15 protein-coding genes and 1 pseudogene are annotated in these 20,842 nt (G+C 50.9%); 10 read left to right on the forward strand and 6 right to left on the reverse strand.

The window, feature by feature from the left end; all coding sequences use genetic code 11:
- Nucleotides 1–19 precede the first annotated feature (19 nt).
- Both lipA and BQ8005_RS07940 read left to right on the forward strand, forming a co-directional pair.
- Nucleotides 20–877: a lipoyl synthase gene (lipA, locus tag BQ8005_RS07935; RefSeq protein ID WP_075317676.1), complete on the forward strand. Its 858-nt coding sequence runs from the start codon at nucleotides 20–22 to the stop codon at nucleotides 875–877.
- A 59-nt stretch (nucleotides 878–936) separates the two neighbouring features.
- Nucleotides 937–2,055, forward strand: a complete 1,119-nt coding sequence (locus BQ8005_RS07940; protein WP_075317677.1) for a hypothetical protein — start codon at nucleotides 937–939, stop codon at nucleotides 2,053–2,055.
- Here BQ8005_RS07940 and BQ8005_RS07945 read toward each other — a convergent pair.
- Together BQ8005_RS07945 and BQ8005_RS07950 are read right to left on the reverse strand one after the other, a co-directional pair.
- The gene (locus tag BQ8005_RS07945) at nucleotides 2,049–2,753 is read right to left on the reverse strand and encodes an SAM-dependent methyltransferase (RefSeq protein ID WP_075317678.1); all 705 of its coding nucleotides are present in this window, start codon (nucleotides 2,751–2,753) and stop codon (nucleotides 2,049–2,051) included. The two genes, BQ8005_RS07940 and BQ8005_RS07945, sit on opposite strands and share 7 nt — an antisense overlap.
- 97 nt (nucleotides 2,754–2,850) lie before the next feature.
- On the reverse strand, nucleotides 2,851–3,708 hold the full coding sequence (locus BQ8005_RS07950) for an enoyl-ACP reductase FabI (RefSeq protein ID WP_075317679.1): 858 nt from the start codon (nucleotides 3,706–3,708) through the stop codon (nucleotides 2,851–2,853).
- Nucleotides 3,709–3,885: 177 nt separating this feature from the next.
- On the opposite strand from BQ8005_RS07950, the gene BQ8005_RS07955 reads away from it, so the two are divergent.
- The 7 genes from BQ8005_RS07955 to BQ8005_RS07985 all read left to right on the forward strand — a co-directional run bounded on the left by BQ8005_RS07955 (nucleotide 3,886) and on the right by BQ8005_RS07985 (nucleotide 16,385).
- A complete protein-coding gene (locus BQ8005_RS07955) occupies nucleotides 3,886–5,457 on the forward strand; it encodes a glycoside hydrolase family 28 protein (RefSeq protein WP_075317680.1) in 1,572 nt (523 codons plus the stop codon).
- Nucleotides 5,458–5,644: 187 nt separating this feature from the next.
- Nucleotides 5,645–6,871 carry a DUF4861 domain-containing protein gene (locus BQ8005_RS07960; RefSeq protein WP_075317681.1) on the forward strand — a complete coding sequence of 409 codons (1,227 nt, stop codon included), beginning with the start codon at nucleotides 5,645–5,647 and terminating at the stop codon, nucleotides 6,869–6,871.
- A 52-nt stretch (nucleotides 6,872–6,923) separates the two neighbouring features.
- A complete protein-coding gene (locus tag BQ8005_RS07965) occupies nucleotides 6,924–8,603 on the forward strand; it encodes a glycoside hydrolase family 43 protein (RefSeq protein ID WP_075317682.1) in 1,680 nt (559 codons plus the stop codon).
- 184 nt (nucleotides 8,604–8,787) lie between these two features.
- Entirely contained in the window at nucleotides 8,788–9,441 is a 654-nt protein-coding gene (locus tag BQ8005_RS07970; protein WP_021847030.1) for an HAD family hydrolase, read from the forward strand.
- A gap of 221 nt (nucleotides 9,442–9,662) precedes the next feature.
- Entirely contained in the window at nucleotides 9,663–12,893 is a 3,231-nt protein-coding gene (locus tag BQ8005_RS07975) for a SusC/RagA family TonB-linked outer membrane protein (protein WP_075317683.1), read from the forward strand.
- Between the two features lie 24 nt (nucleotides 12,894–12,917).
- Complete coding sequence (locus tag BQ8005_RS07980) at nucleotides 12,918–14,777, forward strand: RagB/SusD family nutrient uptake outer membrane protein (protein ID WP_075317684.1); 1,860 nt, start codon at nucleotides 12,918–12,920, stop codon at nucleotides 14,775–14,777.
- A gap of 30 nt (nucleotides 14,778–14,807) precedes the next feature.
- Nucleotides 14,808–16,385 (forward strand): DUF4957 domain-containing protein, encoded by a 1,578-nt coding sequence (locus tag BQ8005_RS07985; RefSeq protein WP_075317685.1) that lies wholly within the window; start codon nucleotides 14,808–14,810, stop codon nucleotides 16,383–16,385.
- Nucleotides 16,386–16,983: 598 nt separating this feature from the next.
- Here BQ8005_RS07985 and BQ8005_RS07990 read toward each other — a convergent pair.
- The 3 genes from BQ8005_RS07990 to BQ8005_RS08000 form a co-directional block, all read right to left on the reverse strand.
- Nucleotides 16,984–17,883, reverse strand: coding sequence for a helix-turn-helix domain-containing protein (locus BQ8005_RS07990; RefSeq protein ID WP_075317686.1), 900 nt, complete (start codon nucleotides 17,881–17,883; stop codon nucleotides 16,984–16,986).
- A gap of 117 nt (nucleotides 17,884–18,000) precedes the next feature.
- Nucleotides 18,001–18,384 (reverse strand): hypothetical protein, encoded by a 384-nt coding sequence (locus tag BQ8005_RS17920; RefSeq protein ID WP_200806328.1) that lies wholly within the window; start codon nucleotides 18,382–18,384, stop codon nucleotides 18,001–18,003.
- Between the two features lie 301 nt (nucleotides 18,385–18,685).
- The gene (locus BQ8005_RS08000; RefSeq protein WP_075319039.1) at nucleotides 18,686–19,192 is read right to left on the reverse strand and encodes a nucleotidyltransferase domain-containing protein; all 507 of its coding nucleotides are present in this window, start codon (nucleotides 19,190–19,192) and stop codon (nucleotides 18,686–18,688) included.
- Between the two features lie 133 nt (nucleotides 19,193–19,325).
- Between BQ8005_RS08000 and BQ8005_RS08005 the strand changes: the two genes are divergently transcribed.
- The gene (locus BQ8005_RS08005) at nucleotides 19,326–19,841 is read left to right on the forward strand and encodes an AAA-type ATPase lid domain-containing protein (protein ID WP_075317687.1); all 516 of its coding nucleotides are present in this window, start codon (nucleotides 19,326–19,328) and stop codon (nucleotides 19,839–19,841) included.
- Nucleotides 19,842–19,928: 87 nt separating this feature from the next.
- On the opposite strand, the pseudogene BQ8005_RS08010 reads toward BQ8005_RS08005, so the two are convergent.
- Nucleotides 19,929–20,480 (reverse strand): annotated as a pseudogene (locus BQ8005_RS08010) (phage integrase SAM-like domain-containing protein); the annotation flags it as partial.
- Nucleotides 20,481–20,842 lie beyond the last annotated feature (362 nt).

Below are 20,842 nucleotides of genomic sequence, written 5' to 3' on the forward strand. Positions count from 1 at the left end.
TCAATTTTCAATTTTTGAAATGGAACGAGTACGCAAGCCTGAATGGCTCAAGATAAGCATCGGCGCCAACGAACGCTACACCGAGACGAAACGCATCGTCGAGTCGCACTGCCTGCACACCATCTGTAGCAGCGGCCGATGCCCCAACATGGGCGAATGCTGGGGACGGGGCACAGCCACCTTCATGATAGGCGGCAACATCTGTACCCGTAGTTGTAAATTCTGCAACACACAAACAGGACGCCCCCTGCCTCTCGACCCGCAGGAACCTACGCACGTGGCCGAATCAGTACGGCTGATGAAGCTCTCGCACGCCGTGGTGACCTCTGTCGACCGCGACGACCTGCCCGACCTGGGCGCCGCCCACTGGGCACAGACCATCCGCGAGATACGCCGTCTGAACCCAGAAACCACCATCGAGGTGCTGATCCCCGACTTCCAGGGGCGCAAAGAATTGGTGGAGCAGGTCATCGAAGCACGGCCCGACATCATCAGCCACAACATGGAGACCGTGCGCCGCATCAGCCCCCTGGTGCGCAGCGCCGCCCGCTACGACACGAGCCTCGAGGTGATCCGCCAGATAGCCGCCAGTGGCACCACGGCCAAGTCGGGCATCATGGTAGGCCTGGGCGAAACACCCGCCGAGGTAGAGGAACTGATGGACGACCTTCGCGCCGCCGGTTGCCAGATCATGACCATCGGCCAGTACCTGCAACCCTCACACTGTCATTACCCTGTGGCCGAATACGTTACCCCCGAGCAGTTCAAACGCTACGAAGAAACGGGGCTGGCGAAAGGCTTCACGCAGGTAGAGAGCGGCCCGCTGGTACGATCATCCTACCACGCGGAAAAGTCACTCCGTTACCTGAAGAAATAAAGAAAAGAGGCTGAACAACTCAGCCTCTTTTTTGTTTAAAAGGAAAAAGCGATACACCCATGAGCCGACAAAGTATTCTTTCTTTCAAGTATAACATGGCATGGGGGTTTATTCCCGTCCTGGTGTCCATGATACTGTCCGAACTAGCCACGCTAGGTACGGCCATCTATGCGGGCGCCCTGCTGGGTATCGTCCTCTCCGCCTATACATTCTTGCGAAAAGGAAGCCACTTGCCGCAAATTCTGCTATATGGCATTACCGCTATGCTAGTTCTGCTTGCCTTCACCTATTATTTCTACGCCGCCAGCTGCCAGCCTCAATGGTACTCCTTCACCCTCGAAGTAGGCACCCTGCTATTAATTCTGCTCTTCTACCTGAACCGTAAATCGCTGAAAGCTTACTACGGTTCTTCTAAAAGGAAGCATCAGTCGTCGGCTCAAAGCGTTGAAGCCACCATCGTATCAGCCCGTGTCGTATTGCTTTTCGGCGCTGTTCATTTGCTCGCCCTACTGTTGGCAGGCGCTTCCTTTTTCCAAGGCGAATCAAGTTTCATTCTACATCACATAGCACCGCCTGCGGTATTCATCCTAAGTATTCTATTCAACCAGATAGGCATCAGCTATTTCAACCGCCTGATGAAACGGACGATCTTCATCCCTATAGTCAATGCCGAAGGCAACGTAGTGGGCAAAGCATTGGCTTCCGATGCCTTGAGCAAGAAACAGAAATATATGATACCCTTTGTACGCGTAGCTGTCACGCTGAACGGTATGCTTTACCTCTGCCCACGGCTTCAATGCTCTTCTTTTGAAAAAGGCAAAGTCGACCTGCCGGTCGAAGGCTATCTGCTCTATGGCGAAACACTGAAGCAAGGTATCCACCGACTGGTGCGTCAAGTCCTGCCCGAAATATCCATGCAAGACCTCAAATTCAATTTCAAATATAAATTGGAAAACGAAATGACCAACCGCCTGGTATATGTCTTCACAATAACCGTCGACCACGAAAGCCAACTGAAACGTGACAAAGGACAAGCCGGCAAACTATGGACCATCCAGCAGATTGAACAAAACATCGGGCAGAACTACTTCTACCATTGCTTCGAAGACGAATACAATCGTGTTTTTTCAATGATTGATGAATGTGGCGGAAACTTTTCCACACACAATGCTCACTGATAGAGCAGGAAGATGCAGGGGATTTTAGTCAGATCGGGTGTATGCCCCTTCCAGTCCTTTACGCTCCGTGTTTTGATGAACTCTCCTTCGCACGTAATGTTGGCGGCAATGCAAAGTTTCGTTTGAGGACGGCAATTCTGAAGAATATCGTCCAGCATCTTATTGTTACGATAAGGTGTCTCAATGAACAATTGTGTCTGATGCTCGGTGTAGACACGCTGTTCGAGTTGCTTCAGCTTCTTGGCACGTTCGACTGGTTCAATAGGCAAGTATCCATTGAAGGCAAAGCTTTGCCCGTTGAAACCCGAACCCATGACTGACAGGATGATGGACGAAGGACCTACAAGTGGCACTACCTTCAAGCCCTTGCGCTGTGCAATGGCCACCACATCTGCACCCGGATCGGCCACGGCAGGACAACCTGCTTCGGAAATAACTCCCATAGACAAACCGCCCTCAAGCGGTTTCAGATAGCCCGAAATATCCGCAGGAGACGTATGTTTGTTGAGCGGATAAAAAGTCAGGGCATCAATATCAATGTCCTTGTCTACTTTCTTCAGAAAACGACGGGCCGAACGGACGTCTTCCACAATGAAGTGGCGGATACCCACTATGATTTCCTTGTTATATCCAGGCAAGACCTTCTCCCAGGGAGTGTCGCCCAAGGTAACGGGCAGCAGATAGAGTGCAGTTTCCATTAAATGAATTGAAAATGGAGAATTGAAAATTGAAAATGAAAAATTCATCCTCCATTTAATTCTCCATTCTCAATTTTCAATTCTCAATTATAAAATTTTATCCGTAGATAATATTTCCGTTAGCATCCTTGTACTCGTCGAGACCTTTCTCGTAAGTAGCCATGGCACGGAGGCTCATACCCACGCTGGAGAAACCACCGTCGTGGTAGAGGTTCTGCATAGTAACCTTGCGGGTGAGGTCAGAGAACATCACGATGCAATAGTCGGCACATTCGTCAGCCGAAGCGTTGCCCAGCGGAGACATGCGGTTGGCGAAGTCAAACAATTTGTCCATACCCTTCACACCTGAACCAGCCGTAGTCATTGTAGGTGACTGAGAGATGGTGTTCACACGCACGTGGTGTTCACGTCCGTAGATGTAACCGAAGCTGCGTGCGATGGACTCAAGCAGAGCTTTAGCGTCGGCCATATCATTGTAACCATAGAAGGTACGCTGGGCAGCCACGTAACTCAAAGCCAGGATAGAACCATAGTCGGCAATAGCACCCAGTTTCTTGGCAGCCTGTATCATCTTGTGGAAAGACACGGCAGAAATATCCAGTGTCTTGCTCAACATATCGTAATCCAAATCGTCATACGTACGTTTCTTACGCACGTTGGGAGACATTCCAATGGAGTGAAGTACAAAGTCAACCGGTCCGCCCAGCACTTCCATGGAGCGCTTGAACACGTTCTCCAGATCTTCTACGCTAGTGGCGTCGGCAGGGATTACCTCACAATGCAACTTCTCGGCCAGGGCAGATACTTCGCCCATGCGGACAGCTACAGGAGTGTTAGACAACGTAATGGTTGCACCCTCTTCAACAGCTTTTTCTGCAACCTTCCAGGCAATGGACTGCTCGTTCAGAGCACCGAAAATAATGCCTTTTTTTCCTTTCAATAAATTGTAACTCATACCTATTTTTATAAAGTTCACGCCGCAAAGATAGGAAGTTTCCACGTAAGTTTCTTGAAAAACAAGGAAAGAAAGTGGCTGAATGACAAAAAATACACCTAAACCAACAAATAATACACACGAGACAGAGAACATTACGGTACTTTTGCAATGGTAAAAATTAAAAAGATATCACGAATGAACACATTTGTCAAGAAGTTATTGGTGCTTGCCAGCGCAATTGTCCCTGTGGCCTGCGCACAACAGGCGGAAACCACGCAATGCAAAAGCAGCATTGACAACAGCATCTACGAGAACCTTCCCTTCAGTATGCCCCAAGTCATCCAACCGTCTTTCCCCGACTATACGGTCAATATCAAAGACTTTGGAGTCCAAGCCGATGGCAAGACGCTGAACACCCAAGCCATCAACAACGCCATCAAAGCCGTCCACGAAAAGGGAGGAGGCAAAGTGGTCATCCCTGAAGGTTTATGGCTGACGGGGCCCATCGAACTGCTGAGCAACGTCAATCTTTATACAGAAAAGAACGCACTGGTATTGTTTACAGACGATTTTCAAGCTTATCCCATCATAAAAACCTCGTTCGAAGGACTGGAAACACGCCGTTGCCAGTCGCCCATTTCGGCACGAAACGCTGAAAACATCGCCATCACAGGCCATGGCGTTTTCGACGGCTCAGGCGACAGCTGGCGCCCTGTCAAGAAAGGCAAAATGACATCTTCGCAATGGAAGACGCTTATTGCCTCGGGCGGTGTAGTGGAGGATGATATCTGGTATCCCACTGAAGGTTCACTCAAGGGCGCCAAAGCCTGCAAGGAATTCAACAACCCCGTCGGCATCGAAACCGATGAAGAATGGGACGAAATCCGCCCCTGGCTTCGCCCCGTCCTGCTCAACATTGTAAAAAGCAAGAACGTCCTGCTCGAAGGCGTGACCTTCAAGAACTCACCCAGCTGGTGCCTGCACCCCCTGTCGTGCGAACATATCACGATCAACAACGTCAAGGTATTCAACCCCTGGTATTCACAAAACGGCGATGCGCTCGATTTGGAATCGTGCAACAACGCTCTGATTATCAACAACGTGTTCGATGCAGGCGACGACGCCATCTGCATCAAGTCCGGCAAAGACGAGGACGGCCGCAAACGCGGCGAGCCCTGCCAGAATGTCATTGTGAAGAACAACGTTGTCTTGCATGGACATGGTGGCTTCGTGGTAGGTAGCGAGATGTCGGGCGGCGTGAAGAACATCTACGTGGCCGACTGCACTTTCCTGGGCACCGACGTAGGCCTGCGTTTCAAGAGCACCCGCGGACGTGGTGGCGTGGTAGAAAACATCTACATCGACCGCATCAACATGATAGATATCCCTCATGAAGCTCTGCTGTTCGACCTTTTCTATGGCGGCAAGGGAGCGGGTGAAGAGACCGAAGAGGAGCTGGCTGGACGTATGAAGGCCGCTATCCCGCCTGTGACAGAGGAAACACCCGCTTTCCGCGATATCCATATCTCGAACATCACGGCCAGCAACATAGGTCGGGCCATGTTCTTCAACGGCCTGCCTGAAATGCCGATACGCAACGTCAACATCAAGGACGTAGTCATCAACGACGCCAAGCAGGGTATTGTCATCAGTCAGGCAGAAAACGTAACGATTGACAACACGCAAGTAAATACACAAGAAGAAGTGTTGCAGGTAAAAGACTCCAAGAATGTGAAAGTTAACGGAAAAACCTACCATAACGAATAACATTAACCCATCGGCATAAATCAACACAACTAAAGGTATAGAGGTTTCATTAAGATCGCCCCCTGTGGTCTGTCACATCAGGCCACAGGGGCGAAATTCTTTATGATTGAATTGGAGAAATCATCGCAAACTTTCATTTTTTTGATTACTTTTGTAACAAAGTAATTTAAAAAGCCACATACACATCATGAAAAAAGAACTATTTGCCCTGCTGGGCATTCTTTGCGGTAGTTGCATGCTGATGACCGCACAAGAAACGACACAACTGAAAATCAAACTCGAGAACACAGGCGACCGCACACAAAAGGATGCGCCCGTAGTCATCCGCCTCGACCAAACGGGAGCCAACTTCCAGGTACGTTCGGCCGTGGTCATGGACAACAAGCAGGAAATCCCCTCCCAGCTGGACGACCTCAACGGCGACCTGAAGGCAGACGAACTGGCCTTCGTCATCGACATGCCTGCCCACACGAATAAAGAATTGACCCTCACCCTTTCCTCAGCCAAACCAACCAAACAATACCCCGCCCGCGTATTCGCTCAAATGCTGGCACGCGACGCCAAGAACAACCGCCACGCACCCGTACAATCCATCACCGTGCCTGGCACGACAGATTTCTATAGCATGGTACACGGCCACGGCCCCATGTTCGAATCCGAGCTCGTAGGCTATCGCGTCTACTTCAATGAAAAACAGACTCTTGACCCCTACGGCAAGTTCAACAAAGGCATGGAGCTGAAGGAAAGCCAGTTCTATCCCAACGATGAACAGCTGGCACGCGGCTTTGGCGACGACGTGTTGCTTGTGGGAAATAGTTGCGGCATCGGCGCCCTCAAGGGCTGGGACGGACAGAAGGCCACCCACGTAGCACCTGTCGCTTTCCGCACGGAGCGCATCCTGGCCTATGGTCCTATCCGCACCGTTGCGGAGGTGGAAGCCAAAGGATGGGAATACCAGGGGAAAGAACTGACCATGACCCACCGCTACATCCTCTATGCCGGCCATCGCGACCTGCGCATCGAGACCACCTTTGCAGAGCCGCTGGAGGAAGAAACCTTCTGTACAGGCGTGCAAAACATCATGGGCAACGAAACCGTCTCCTACTCTGACCACAAAGGACTGGTAGGTAGCTGGGGCAGACACTGGCCCGTCAACGACACGGTGAAATATGCCAAGGAAACCATCGGCATCGCCACCTACATTCCACAAAAATATGTCCGCAAGGAAGTGAAGGACAAGGACAATTTCCTCTACACCGTCTCCGCCCCCGATAGCAACAACTTCTACTACTACACCATGTTCACCTCGCGCAAGGAAACCTTCGGCTATCCCACCTCGGAAGCCTGGTTCGAGTACATGCAGGAATGGAAGGAAGAGTTGGAGAATCCAATAAAAGTCACCATCATCCGTTGAGTGTAGAACAGCCTTCGTGCGTATAAATACCCAAACGATAAACCTGTCTATCATGAATTTGTCAAAAGCACTATTAGGACTCAGCTTGTTGGTCGGCCTGCCACTGGCCGCCCAACAGACGGAAAACTACGTATCGAAGGTATGGGTGGCCGATCAGGGAGACGGCACCTACAAGAACCCCGTCCTCTATGCCGACTACTCCGACCCCGATGCCTGCCGCGTGGGCGACGACTTCTACATGACCTCGTCGAGCTTCAACTGCCTGCCGGGCCTCCAGATCCTCCACTCCAAGGACCTGGTGAATTGGACCCTCATCGGCGCGGCCATCCCCTATAAACTGACTCCTGAAAGTACGCCCGAACGGCCTGAACATGGCAACCGCGTATGGGCCCCCTCCATCCGCCACCACAACGGCGAATTCTACATCTTCTGGGGCGACCCCGACCAGGGCGCCTTCATGGTGAAAGCCAAAGACCCCAAGGGGCCTTGGACAGAGCCTGTACTCGTAAAGGCCGGCAAAGGCATCATCGACACCTGCCCCTTGTGGGATGACGACGGCAAAGTCTATCTGGTACATGCCTATGCGGGCAGCCGTGCCGAGCTGAAGAGCGTCATCGCCATCTGCGAACTGAACGCCGAAGCCACGCAGGCCATCACCCCCTCGCGCATCGTCTTCGACGGCCATGAGGCTCACGAGACATGCGAAGGCCCCAAGTTCTACAAGAAGGGCGACTATTACTACATCTTCCACCCTGCCGGCGGCGTACCCACGGGCTGGCAGGTCGTACTCCGTTCGAAGGACGTCTACGGCCCCTATGAATGGAGAACCGTGCTGGCACAAGGCGACACGCCCGTCAACGGCCCCCATCAAGGCGCGTGGGTGGACACGCCGACGGGTGAAGACTGGTTCCTCCATTTCCAAGACGTAGGCGCCTATGGCCGCCTCGTTCACCTCCAACCCATGAAGTGGGTGGACGGATGGCCCGTCATCGGAGAAGACAAGGACGGCGACGGATGCGGCCAACCCGTATTGACACACAAGAAGCCCAACGTAGGCAAGACCTACCCCGTCTGCACCCCGCAGGAGAGTGACGAGTTCGACGGCTACACCCTCTCGCCCCAATGGCAATGGCACGCCAACATCAACGAGAAGTGGGCCTACTATGCCGGCGACCAAAGCCTCGTCCGCCTCTACTCCTACCCTGTCGTAAAGGACTACAAAAACCTGTGGGACGTAGCCAACTTGCTCCTTCAGAAGACGCCTGCCAAGAACTTCACCGCCACGATGAAGCTCACGTTCAAGCCCATCAGCAAGTACAAGGGCGAACGCACAGGCCTCGTCGTAATGGGCCTCGATTACGCCGGCCTCATCCTTGAGAATACGGACAAAGGACTGATGCTCTCGCAAGTAGAGTGCCCCAAAGCCGAAAAAGGCACGCCCGAACAGGTCAACACCTCCATCCCCCTGACCGACCCGACCATCTATCTGCGCGTCAAGTTCAGTTGCGACGGCCAAAAGATAGCCGAAAGCGAGGGCGGTCACGACCTCGTGGTGATGTGTGACTTCAGCTATAGCCTCAACGGAAAGAGCTTCAAGAAGCTGGGCAACCCCTTCCAAGCCAAGGAAGGCAAATGGATAGGCGCCAAGATAGGCACCTTCTGCACCCGCCCCGCCATCAAGACAAACGACGGCGGATGGGCAGACATCGACTGGTTCCGCATCACTCCCTGACAGGCGGGGTTTCCTAACCACCACACAAGGAAATCGGCCTTTTCACGCAAAACTATGTTTTACGGACAGGAAAAGGCCGTTTTCTTCCTCGTAAAACAGTGCTTTTTCCACACGCTCCCGACCGCCCTATCGAAATAAATACTACTTTTGCGCAGAAAAAGACGAAACTGAAGGAGGAAACAAGATGAAAAAACTGGTTATATTCGACCTCGACGGCACCCTGCTGAACACCATCGCCGACCTGGCACAAAGCACCAACCACGCCCTTGAGGCCCTGGGCTACCCCACCCATGAGGAAGCCGCCTACAAGTTCATGGTAGGCAACGGCATCAACAAGCTCTTCGAACGTGCCTTGCCCGAAGGAGAAAAGACGGAAGAAAACGTCCTGAAAGTCCGTAGCCATTTCGTTCCCTACTACGACCAGCACAATGCGGACAAGAGCCGCCCTTACCCAGGCATCCCCGAACTGTTGGCCCGTCTCCAATCCCGCCAAGTCCAGTTGGCCGTAGCCTCCAACAAATACCAGTCGGCCACGGAAAAGCTCGTCGCCCACTATTTTCCCACCATACGCTTCGCCGCCGTCTATGGCCAGCGTGAAGGAATAGCTACCAAGCCCGACCCCACCATCGTCTTCGACATCCTGAAGCAGACCTCCATCGCTCCCGACGATACCCTCTACGTAGGCGATTCGGGTGTCGACATGCAGACGGCCCTCAATGCCCATGTCACCGCCTGTGGTGTCACGTGGGGGTTCCGTCCGCGCACCGAATTGGAGGCCTTCTGTCCGAAACATATTGTCGACACGACAGAAGCCATCGAAAACATCGTTTTAGCCTGAGCCAAAGCTATAACACCCCTCTCACTTCCAGAAATATGTTGTCCAACATATTTTCTGGGAGAATATTCTTAAAGTCCACACACATAACAAAAATTCCCACCCTAAAAACAAATATTCCACATACCCTCGTTTACAATCTTATACATTTGCAGCGATGTATTAACAGTGTGTTCGACCACACTAAATAGAAACTAACTCTTTTATTTAATAACATGCTAAGAATGTCTAACAAGATGAAAACCACGCGCACCGCGCTACTAACCCTATTAGTAGCCCTGATATCGCTCAGCGTATCGGCGCAAAACGTAACCGTAAAGGGTACCGTGAAAGACAAAACGGGAGAAACCGTCATCGGCGCTTCCGTAGTTGAAAAAGGGAATACCGGCAACGGTACCATCACCGACATCGACGGGAACTACACCCTGAGTGTTCCCGCTCATGCCACCATCGTCTTCTCGTACGTAGGTATGGCAACCCAGGAAGTGGCCGTCAAAGGGAAAACCAGAATTGACATCACCATGGAAGACGATGCGCAGGCATTGGAAGAAGTCGTAGTCATCGGCTATGGCTCCGTGAAGAAAAAAGACCTGACGGGATCGGTCGCTACGGTCAACTCGGACGTACTGGTCGCCGTGCCGGTAGCCAACGCCACAGAGGCCCTGACGGGTAAGATGGCCGGTGTGCAGATTACCACCACCGAAGGTTCGCCCGACGCAGAAATGTCCATCCGCGTACGTGGTGGCGGCTCCATCACGCAGAGCAACGAACCTCTGTACATCGTGGACGGCTTCCCCGTTGAATCCATCTCCGACATCCCCGCCTCCGAAATCGAAGACATCACCGTCTTGAAAGACGCCTCCTCCACCGCCATCTACGGTTCGCGTGGTGCCAACGGCGTTATCCTCGTCACCACCAAGTCGGGTAAGGAAGGCAAGGTGAACGTCAGCTACAACGCCTACTACAGCTGGAAGAAAGTGGCCAAGACGCTGGACGTGCTCAGCGCACGCAACTATGCCGAATGGCAGTACGAACTGGCCAACATCCTGGGTGATGTAACCACCTATGAAGAACACTTCGGCAGCTACAACGACATCGACCTGTACGACAATGTAGCCACGAACGACTGGCAGGACCTCACCTTCGGCCGCACTGGACACACGTTCAACCACAACGTCAGCATCAACGGCGGTAGCGACCGAGTAAAATATGCCTTCAACTACGCCCACATGGACGACAAGGCCATCATGCAGATGTCCAACTTCAAGCGCGACAACCTGAGCCTGAAGCTGAACGGCAAAATCAACAAGCGCATCTCGGTAGACCTGCAGGCCCGCTGGTCGAAGACCAAAATCAACGGTGCCGGCGCCAACGAGACAAGCAGTACACTCAACACCGACAAGCGTCTGCGTTATGCCGTACAGTACACTCCGTTCCCTGTAGAAGGTGTATCCGACGCGGGCGACGATGACGGAACCAACTCTTCCTTCTACAATCCGCTGACCGCCCTGCGCGACAACGACGAACGCCGCTTCCGCACCCAGCTGAACATGGCAGGCGCCGTTACCTGGGAAATCATCGACAACCTGAAGTTCAAGACCGAACTGGGCTACGACACCTATAAATATGACAGAGACCGCTTCTACGGAACTACCACCTACTACGTACGCAACAACGTACCGGCAGACGCCCAAGGCAAGCCCGCCATCGAACTGACCAAACAGTATCGTACCAAGATCCGCAATACCAATACCTTGAACTACGACTTCGAAAAGTTGTTCGCGAAAGGCAGCCTGCATCACCTCAATGCCCTGGTAGGTCACGAATACGTATTGGAGAAGAACGAAGTGCTGACCAACGTAGTTGTAGGTTTCCCCGACTGGGTTACTTCCAGCGACGCTTGGAAACTGACCAACATGGCAGGTACCTCCCCGCAAGAGATTGAAAACTTCTACGATCCGGACGACATCCTTCTTTCTTATTTCGGCCGTGTCAACTATGACTATGACAGCAAATATCTGGTGAGCGCTACCTTCCGCGCCGATGGTTCTTCCAAGTTCGCCGACGGCAACCGCTGGGGCTTCTTCCCCTCGGCAGCCTTAGCATGGCGTATTTCTTCCGAACCGTTCATGGAAGGGACACGCAGCTGGCTGGACGACTTGAAATTGCGTTTCAGCTACGGTACCGCCGGTAACAACAATATTCCCGCCGACGTAATCAACCAGAGCTACCAGTTCAAGACAACCGCCTGGATCAATGGCTACGACAACATCCTGGCCGCTACGGCTACAATGGCCAATCCCGACCTGAAGTGGGAAACCACCTATACACGCAACCTCGGTTTGGACTACAGCTTCATGGGTGGCCGCATCAATGGTACCATCGAAGGCTACTGGAACAATACCAAGAACCTCTTGATCGAATATCCTGTATCAGGAACCGGATACACCTACCAGTATCGCAACATGGGTGAAACCCAAAACCGCGGTTTCGAGTTCACCGTCAACTATACAGCCGTCAACAAGAAGAACTTTGGCCTGAGTCTGGGTGCCAACATCTCCATCAACAAGAACAAGGTAGTATCGTTGGGCGACCTCCAGTCCATCGACAACATCGCTACCCAATGGGCTTCTACAGAAATCGACCAGGACTTCGTCATCAAGACCGGCGAACCCATCGGACAGATTTGGGGATACGTCAGCGACGGACGCTATGAAGTATCCGACTTCGACATCGCCGCTTCCCAAGCAGCCGGTACCTGGGTACTGAAAGAAGGAGTGGCAGACGCCAGCGGTATCATCGGTGCCGTTCGTCCCGGCTCCATGAAGCTGAAAGAGACCAAAGCCGAAAAGACCGGTTCCATCACGACGGCTGACCGTCAGATTATCGGCGACACCAACCCCGACGCCATCGGCGGTTTCAACATCAACGCACGCCTGTACGGTTTCGACCTGAGCGCCAACTTCAACTTCAGCATCGGCAACGACGTGTACAATGCCAACGCCATCGAATATACCCAGACGTCCAAATACCAGTACCGTAACCTGATTTCCACCATGGCCTCCGGCTCACGTTGGACTAACGTCGACGCCAACGGCAACTTCCTAGATTGGAACAATGCAGAGGCACTGGCCGCTCTGAACGCCAACACCACCATGTGGTCTCCTTATACCAGCAAGTACGTCCTGACCGACTACTACGTAGAAGACGGCTCGTTCCTGCGCCTCAACACCTTGACCTTGGGTTACACCCTGCCCCAAAGCCTGTTGAAGAAGATACACATCAGCAACCTGCGCTTCTACGCCACTGCCTATAACCTGTTCTGCCTCACAAACTATTCAGGCTTCGATCCGGAAGTATCGACCATGCGCCGCACGAACCTGACTCCGGGTGTAGACTATTCGGCTTATCCCAAGAGCCGCCAGTGGGTCATCGGAGTAAACATCAATTTCTAATAACCATTCAATTCACATCTGATAATGAAAAAATTAGCATATATTCTCAGCTTGTTTGCCGGCGGCATGCTCACCGTTACATCCTGCGACTTGGAGGCGCCGGCCAAGTCAACCTTGAGTACCGACTTGATCTTCTCAACAGAAGGTTTGGCAGACGCAGCAGTCATGGCCATCCACGAATCATTTGGCCAGACCAACTCCTACCGCGGTCGTTTTATCCCCTATTTCGGCATCAACACCGATTGTGAAATATACAACAATTACGCGGATGACTCCAAGGACCCGTACACAGACAAGGAAATATCCCTGGCCGTTTATTCCGCCAGTGCGGACAACACCTATATGAACACCACCAACAATGCGTGGAACTATATGTATGAAGGCATTGAACGCGCCAACAAGGCTCTTGAAGGCATGAAAGAAAACGCCGACCTGACCAATGCCAATCTGGCCCAACTCTACGGCGAGCTGCTGACACTCCGTAGCTTCATCTACTTCGATCTGGTAAAAGCCTGGGGAGACGTACCTTACCGCTTTGAGTCCAATACGTCAGAGACCATCTACCTGCCCCGTACAGACCGTGTGACCGTATTGAAGAAGGTGTTGGACGACCTGCTGGAAGCAGAAAATTATTTGGGATGGCCGAACGAGAACAGCTATACCACTTCTGTAGAGCGTTGCAGCAAGGCCTTTGCCAAAGGTCTGCGTGCCCGTGTAGCCCTCTTCCTGGCAGGCTACTCCCAATGGCCCAACGAGGGTTTACGCTACAACATCCAAGACGAAACAGAACGCCGCGAAATGTACAAGATCGCACTGGACGAATGTGCAAGCGTCATCAACCAGGGCTGCAACCAGTTAGGTTCGTTCGAGCAGAACTTCCGCAACCTGTGTGAGGAAAATGTTTCTGCCGGACAGGAATCCATTTACGAAATTCCTTTCGCCAGCGGCCGTGGCCGTGTGCTCTACACCTGGGGTGGCAAGCACGCCGAGGTAGACCAATGGACCAAGCTGGCCAAAGGTGGTGTCAACGGCCCGACTCCCACGCTGTGGTATGACTACGACAAGGACGATGTACGCCGCGACATCACTTGCCTGCCTTATACTTGGGACGGCGACAAGACAACCTCCAACAAAACCATCAGCGGAACTTCCGGTGGCGGTTGGAACTTTGGCAAGCTCCGTTTCGAATGGATGAAGCGCATCGTGACTTCAACGAACGACGACGGCATCAACTTCCAAGTAATGCGTTATGCAGACATCTACCTGATGGCTGCTGAAGCCGAAAACATGCTGAACGGTCCCAGCAACGCAGGCCAATACATGCAACCAGTCTTGAACCGTGCTTATCCTTCCGACAAAGTTTCAGCCATCCTCAGCAACGCTACAGCCAGCCAGGACGCTTTCCAACAAGAGATTATGGACCAGCGCAAATTCGAATTTGCTGGAGAAGCTGTCCGCAAAGTAGACCTGATGCGCTGGGGTCAGTTAAGCAATGCTCTGGCAGAAACGAAAGCCAAAATAGAACGTCTGGCCAAACGTACTGGAGAATATTCCAGCTACCCCGCCAAGATTTACTATAATGAAGGATTGGATGCCGCTCCTACAGATGCAGACGGATATACAGTCTATGGTTTAGAAGCCGGCGATACAGATGACTATGGAAAAGAGAATTTTGCCGAAAGTTCCTACTGGTTCGTCTTCCGTGAAGAAGGAAGTGGCAGCGATGACGAAGCAAACAAGAACATCTTAGAAAACAATACGCGTATCCAACGTTATATTGACTACCTTTACGTCAATGACCCCAATGAAAAGATGTTCTGGCCTATCTGGAAAGTATTTATCGATGGTAGCAACGGTCAGTTAACGAACTACTACGGTTATTAATCATTCACTCTATTTTAATAACGAAACATTATGAATAAGATATTAAAACAAATCAGTTATACATTGGGCATGTGCGCCTTAGCATTCACTGCCGTCTCCTGCGATGACGAAGCAGAAGAACTGACGAGCGTTGAGTACGACCGTCTGTTTGCACCGACAGAATTGGAAATACGCATTCAGGACCGTACCAACATCCGTGCCAGCTGGGAATGTCTTTCAGATGCCGACGCCCAGTCCTACACCATTGAATTATTTGCCAACGATCCCAGCATGACTTGCGAGGGTACGGCTACAGAGACCTATACGGACATCAAGGAAAATCCATATATCATAACTGGACTGGCTGGCGAGACCACCTATTCTTTCCGCATCAAAGCGATAGGTGAAACTAAAGAGTCCAACTGGACTACCACCGTATTCACAACTGAATCGGAACAGATATTCCAAGCTGTCAGTGATGCTGACATTACAGCTACATCGGTCATCTTACGTTGGATTGCCGGTGAAGAAGCCAGCACCATTACTGTAACACCGACCCAAGCAGGTAGTACAGCGGCTTCCGTCACTTATTCGGTTACGGCTGAAGACATAGCCAACGGATATGCCACGATTGAAGGATTAACCCCTGAAACAAAATACAAGGCCGTCCTGACATTGGACAATCGTACACGTGGTACGATTGAATTTACAACATCCATTGATACCGGTGGTATGACACTGGTAGGAGAAGGCGACGACCTGATTGCGGCCATTGAAGCAGATAACGGCGAAGGACTCTTCTTAACAGGAAGTACTTATGAACTGGGAGACTATACCCTATCGAAAGCGATTGCCATTGCTTCTACTCCAACCAACAAACCCACCATCCATGGTCGCTTCATTATCGGATCGGCTATCAGTTCATTAACATTGACCAACCTCATTTTTGATGGACAGGGTGATATCGATAACATCCTGGAGCTGAAAAGTGAACAAGCCAATGTAGGAACACTAACGATCGAAGGATGTGAAATACGGAACATGGGCAAGCATATCATGTATAACAATGCCAAGGGTACATTTGGGAATATCCTCATCAACAATTGTATTATTGACGGTATAGACGATGGAGGAGGTGACGGATTTGACCTCCGTGGAGGAGCATTACAAACACTTACAGTCAGCAATACGACCATCAGCAACGGAATCAGAACATTGCTCCGTTGCCAGGTGGCAAACACCATGAACATCACCTTCCAGAACTGTACTTTCTACAATATCTGTACGTTGGACAATTCGAACAACAGTGGTCTTTTCCAAATGGACAAGACCGACGAAAGCAGTCTGCTTACCGTTAAAAACTGTCTGTTCTATGGAATAGGAACTGCCAACCCAAGTGCTACAGAGTCTGGTACGTGGGGCAGAACTTCCAAATTCAAGGCAAGTGCACAATACAGTAACAACTATTATTACAATTGTCCGAACCTGTGGGCTAGTTTATATAAAGATGATCATTCTGCAGTAGCCACTGAATCTGACCCAGGTTTTGCAGATGCAGCAAACGGTGATTTCACCATCAGCAATGAAGACATGATATATTATCAAGTTGGTGACCCACGCTGGTATTGATAATCTGATATCTACATAAAACAAAGTCCTGATAACTTCAATTAGTTATCAGGACTTTTGTTTTAATAGTAGGGGTATATCAAACCACATGAATTCGAAACAAAACCCAAAAAATAGCAAGTTACCCGTCATGGGTATACCTGCATAGCCTGTAAAGCCCAACTATCGTCGTACTTTTCCTCAAGTCCATAGTTACGCCGCTAAAGTGGGTGTTTAGCGCGCTAAAGTAGATAGTTACGGAACTCATCTGAACTATAACAGAGACCGCCAAGTGTATGATAATTTTAAGCTCAACGCTCACGTTTATCCCTTGGACGCCCTGTCGAGCCAAACAATCTCTCAAGCCGTTTTAGGCTATTTCCACTGTCTATTCAGCAAGAATCGGATGCAAGATTTTTCAATAAAAATTCGATACACAAATAGGAATCTGTTAGAAACAAGCTATTTATAAGCTTTTCTCAAAGAGTGAGGTAATGACTTGGCAACGGTTGCTAATTCTGTGATATGCGGTGTATTTCCACCTAAAAACTCTCGCCGACTGCAAAAATACAAAAAAAGAGGATAGGAGTGCAAGTCTTATAAAGTTTTTTCTTGCTTTTCATTCGTATATTCCATTTTGGTAGTCCGTGATATATTGCGTAAATGTCTTTCCCGTCTGTTGCTTGAAGAAGCGCATCAGATGGCTGGGGTCGGAAAAGTGGAACTCGTCCGCCAACTGGCTCACGTTGCGGTCGGAGAACAACAGCTCGTTTTTCAATTCCTCCAACAAGCGTTGTTTGAGCAGATGGGTGGCGGACACGCCGAACTGCGCCATTACAGAATTGTTCAGAGTGATACGGCTCACGCGGAGTATATCGGCATATTCCTGAATACGCTGCACGGTGTGGATATGCTTTTCGAGCAAGTCCTTGAACTGGAAGGCATAATTGTTCTTCGGCACTTCGACCGGCAGACGGTAAGTTTTGGCGTATGCCCGGTTGATAACCACCAACAGATAGTAAAGCACAGATACGATAAGGTTGTAAGTGTCTGCCACAGGATGCAGCAGCTCCTGTTTTATCTTCCCCAAGAGGCGCATATATTCCGCCAGTTCTTCCGGCGCGGCAAGCAGGTACGGTGGCGTGTCGGTCTGATAATAATACAGCAGGCGATAGACGAAGAACTTGTCGGCGATGAACGTGCGCATAAAGTCCTCGCGGAAGATAAGGAAAGTGTAGTCCAGTTCCGCTTCGTCCACATGCCATTCCTGTTGCTGGTGCGGCGACAGGAGGAGCACCATATCGTCCCGTAACTCTATTTTGCGGAAGTTTAACAGCACATAGCCATTGGCGCGGCGAAAGAAATAGAAACTGAAAAAATCCGTCTTGAACGTCCGGTGCTCGGTCAAGACACCACAGATGTCCTTGCTCTCGCCTGTGTTAATGTAGAAGTCCACGCCGCAACGTGTCTTGCTGAACGGGACGCTGACCAGTCTTTCGGGGTTGGTTATCGTTTTCATCGCTCTTGTTCTTTGCTTTCTGCAAATATACATCATTCTTTTATCAAAATGGCATATATTTCTCTTTTTAAGGCATAAAGGCATCAGGGGAATCTTCCGAACTTTGCACCCGACAAATCATAAAAGCGTAACATTATGAACGAGAAAGCTATTATCCGGTTGGTGCGCAGCGCCACCTTGAAAATCAATTATGCAGGACACACCATCCTTGTTGACCCCGTATTTGCCGACAAAGGAACCCTGCAATCCGCTCTCGGCGTGTATAAAAGTCCGAGGGTGCATCTGGTAATGCCCATCAGCGAAAGCATCGACAGCGGTGGTGAAATCGTTAACCTTTGCCTCCAACACGGGATTCGTAGCGGACAGCAGGCTTATCTCGCTTGGGGTTCCTGTCTCCTCGCCGATAGGTAGGTTCGCCGTTTCCGCCACGACCTGTTTCTGATAGCCGAACGACTCCTCGGTGCGAAGTTGCTTGATGTTTAATGTGAGAATCTTTTTCATATTCCGTGATATTTTAGAATTTCTGTAACGAATGTAGCTAAATCTTTCCGGCGAGCCAAGTTCAGAGCGGGGAAAGTTCCAATCCGTCCCGATTTTGCCTTTCCCCAGCGGGGAAAGTGCTTATCCTGCAGGATTGGCATCGTCCCCGCCGGGGAAAGCGGTTATCCTGACGGATTAGGGCTGTCCCCGCAGGGAAAAGTGGTTATCCGGCAGGATTTGTGTTGTCCCCGCTGGGGAGGGCGGTTGTCGGCGCGGATTGCAGAAATTTTGACGTGGGCAGGCGGTCCTGGAGATTGGATGATTAATTTATATAAGGCAGATATTCGTTTGGAACGGGGATGTGGAAACGGTAGCACAGGGCAAGCACGTCTTTGACATCGTTTTCATCGAAAACGTATCCTGTATGGAAAGCGACCTGCGCCTGCGGAGGAATGCACGACACTTTCTTTTCGCCGATACAACCTTCTCCGCTGAAGGTGTCTGCCGGATAGGTTTCTCCTTCAAAAACAATCTCCCCGTCTGAAGTATATGTAAACAAATGCAAGTCCACCGTCCGCCCGTCCGCATCTGCGAAAACGATGTGTTGCGGAGTGGAATACGCCTCCGTCCGTTCCTTAAATCCCTGTTGGTGTAAAGCACGAATGAAACGTGCCGCCTGCGTTTCCTCCACAAACAAGTCAATGTCTTGATGTTCCCTTGTTTGTCTGCCTAACAAGGCATCTACTCCCCAGCCGCCGTCAAGGAACACGGTTATTCCTAAGCTCTCGGCGAGATTAATCAAATCAATGGCATCTTTTTCGGTAATCATATCGTAATGTTTTTGTTGATGTTTGCGAAGGTAGGGAAATTCGGGGAGCGGGGCAAAGAAAATCGCCGAGAAGATACACGCAAGGAGCAAACGGTACAGACCCATAGGCGGCAACAAGGAAAAGACTGCTGACGTGCGCATCATTGCCGCTACCAACGAGGATATGCAGTCAGCAGTAGCCGAAAAGCGTTTCCGTCAGGACTTGTTCCATCGGATTAAGGAATATACGTTGAACATACTTCCATTGCGTGAGTGCCGTGAGGACATCATGCCGCTCGCGGACTTCTTCCGTGAACTTGCAAACAAGGAGTTCGGCAAACAGGTGAAAGGCTTTGACGCGGAGGCAAGGAAGAGGATGCTCGCCCATCCGTGGGCTGGCAACGTAAGGGAGCTGAAAGGTACGGTGCGCTCGGCGGTGCTGTTCACCGACGGGGATTGGGTTACGACTGACAAACTGGAGTTCGAGGAAAGTCAGTTATCTGGTGAAGCGTCATTATCCCTGAAAAACGTGGAAATGGAAAAGAGGCAGATAATCCGTGCTCTGAAACAGGCGGACGGCAACCGCTCGCTGGCTGCTGAACTGCTCGGCATCGGGCGCACCACACTATACGGCAAGATGAAACAATACGGCATCAAGCACAAGGAATAAGACACGATTACCGCAGGTCAGAAACAGGTTGCCCGACTTCGGAGAGGCAACTCGGCGGCAAGGCTTGCGAGAGTAACTCGCATATATCCACACGGACGATTGCGCCAGCCCGACCTCGTTTCGCAGGTACAGGCAGTAGTCACGGATGAAGTCCTCCGTCAGTTCGTTCATCGCCATGTCCGTCCGCTTGTAGTGCCTCTTGATGAACTCCGCCACGTATTTGCGGACGGTCAGGTACTTTTGGTACGTGCGCTTGGAGCGGTCTTTGCCCACCCGTTTGGCGAACGCCTCGTTCTCCTTGTCAAAGGCACGCAACAATGTTTCGTACTCCGTGCCGATGCCTTGGTAGGCGTTACGTACCATTTCAGCCGTGACAAATGCCTCACGGTCGGAAAGCCGCTGGTAGTGCTTCGTTATCTGCGCCTTGATGTTGTCAAGCGCATAGTTCACCGTCACCGCCTCGCGGCTCTTGCCTTTCGCCCTGTTGCCTTTAGCATCCCACAAATCCTTGGAGATACGCTGCTTGCAACTGAACTGTGCGATAGTCCCGTTGATTGTAACCCGTCCCATGATGGGGACAATTCCATTCTTTTCCTTGCTTCCGTTTACATAGAAGACGGTCTTGAAAGTACTTCTCATAATCCTTGCTTTTTGTTTGGCTTTTCCAAGTGCATCTATTGCTGTAATCCGCCCAAATCCGTTTTTCCGCCCTTATGTCATTCCGTGCCACCCGAAGCCAAACCCTCTGACCGTCAGTGAGAATGCTCAAATTCGCTTTATTCTGCGTTTTATCCTATTATTTTCATACAAAACAACGTAGCGTGAATACAGCCGAGATATGATAATCTCACCTTTCCTTGTATATCTGTGGAACATTTACAAGCCCCAATACAGTTATTATATTTTACATTTTAACTTTTTATAAATTTTTTCTCTCTCGACAAGGGGTCCATAGTGGCGGTCGTGAGCGTTGAGCTTAAAAAATCTCACCAAAGGACCCT

It is taken from the genome of Bacteroides togonis (genome assembly GCF_900130135.1).
In the GTDB taxonomy this organism is placed as follows: Bacteria; Bacteroidota; Bacteroidia; order Bacteroidales; family Bacteroidaceae; genus Bacteroides; species Bacteroides pullorum.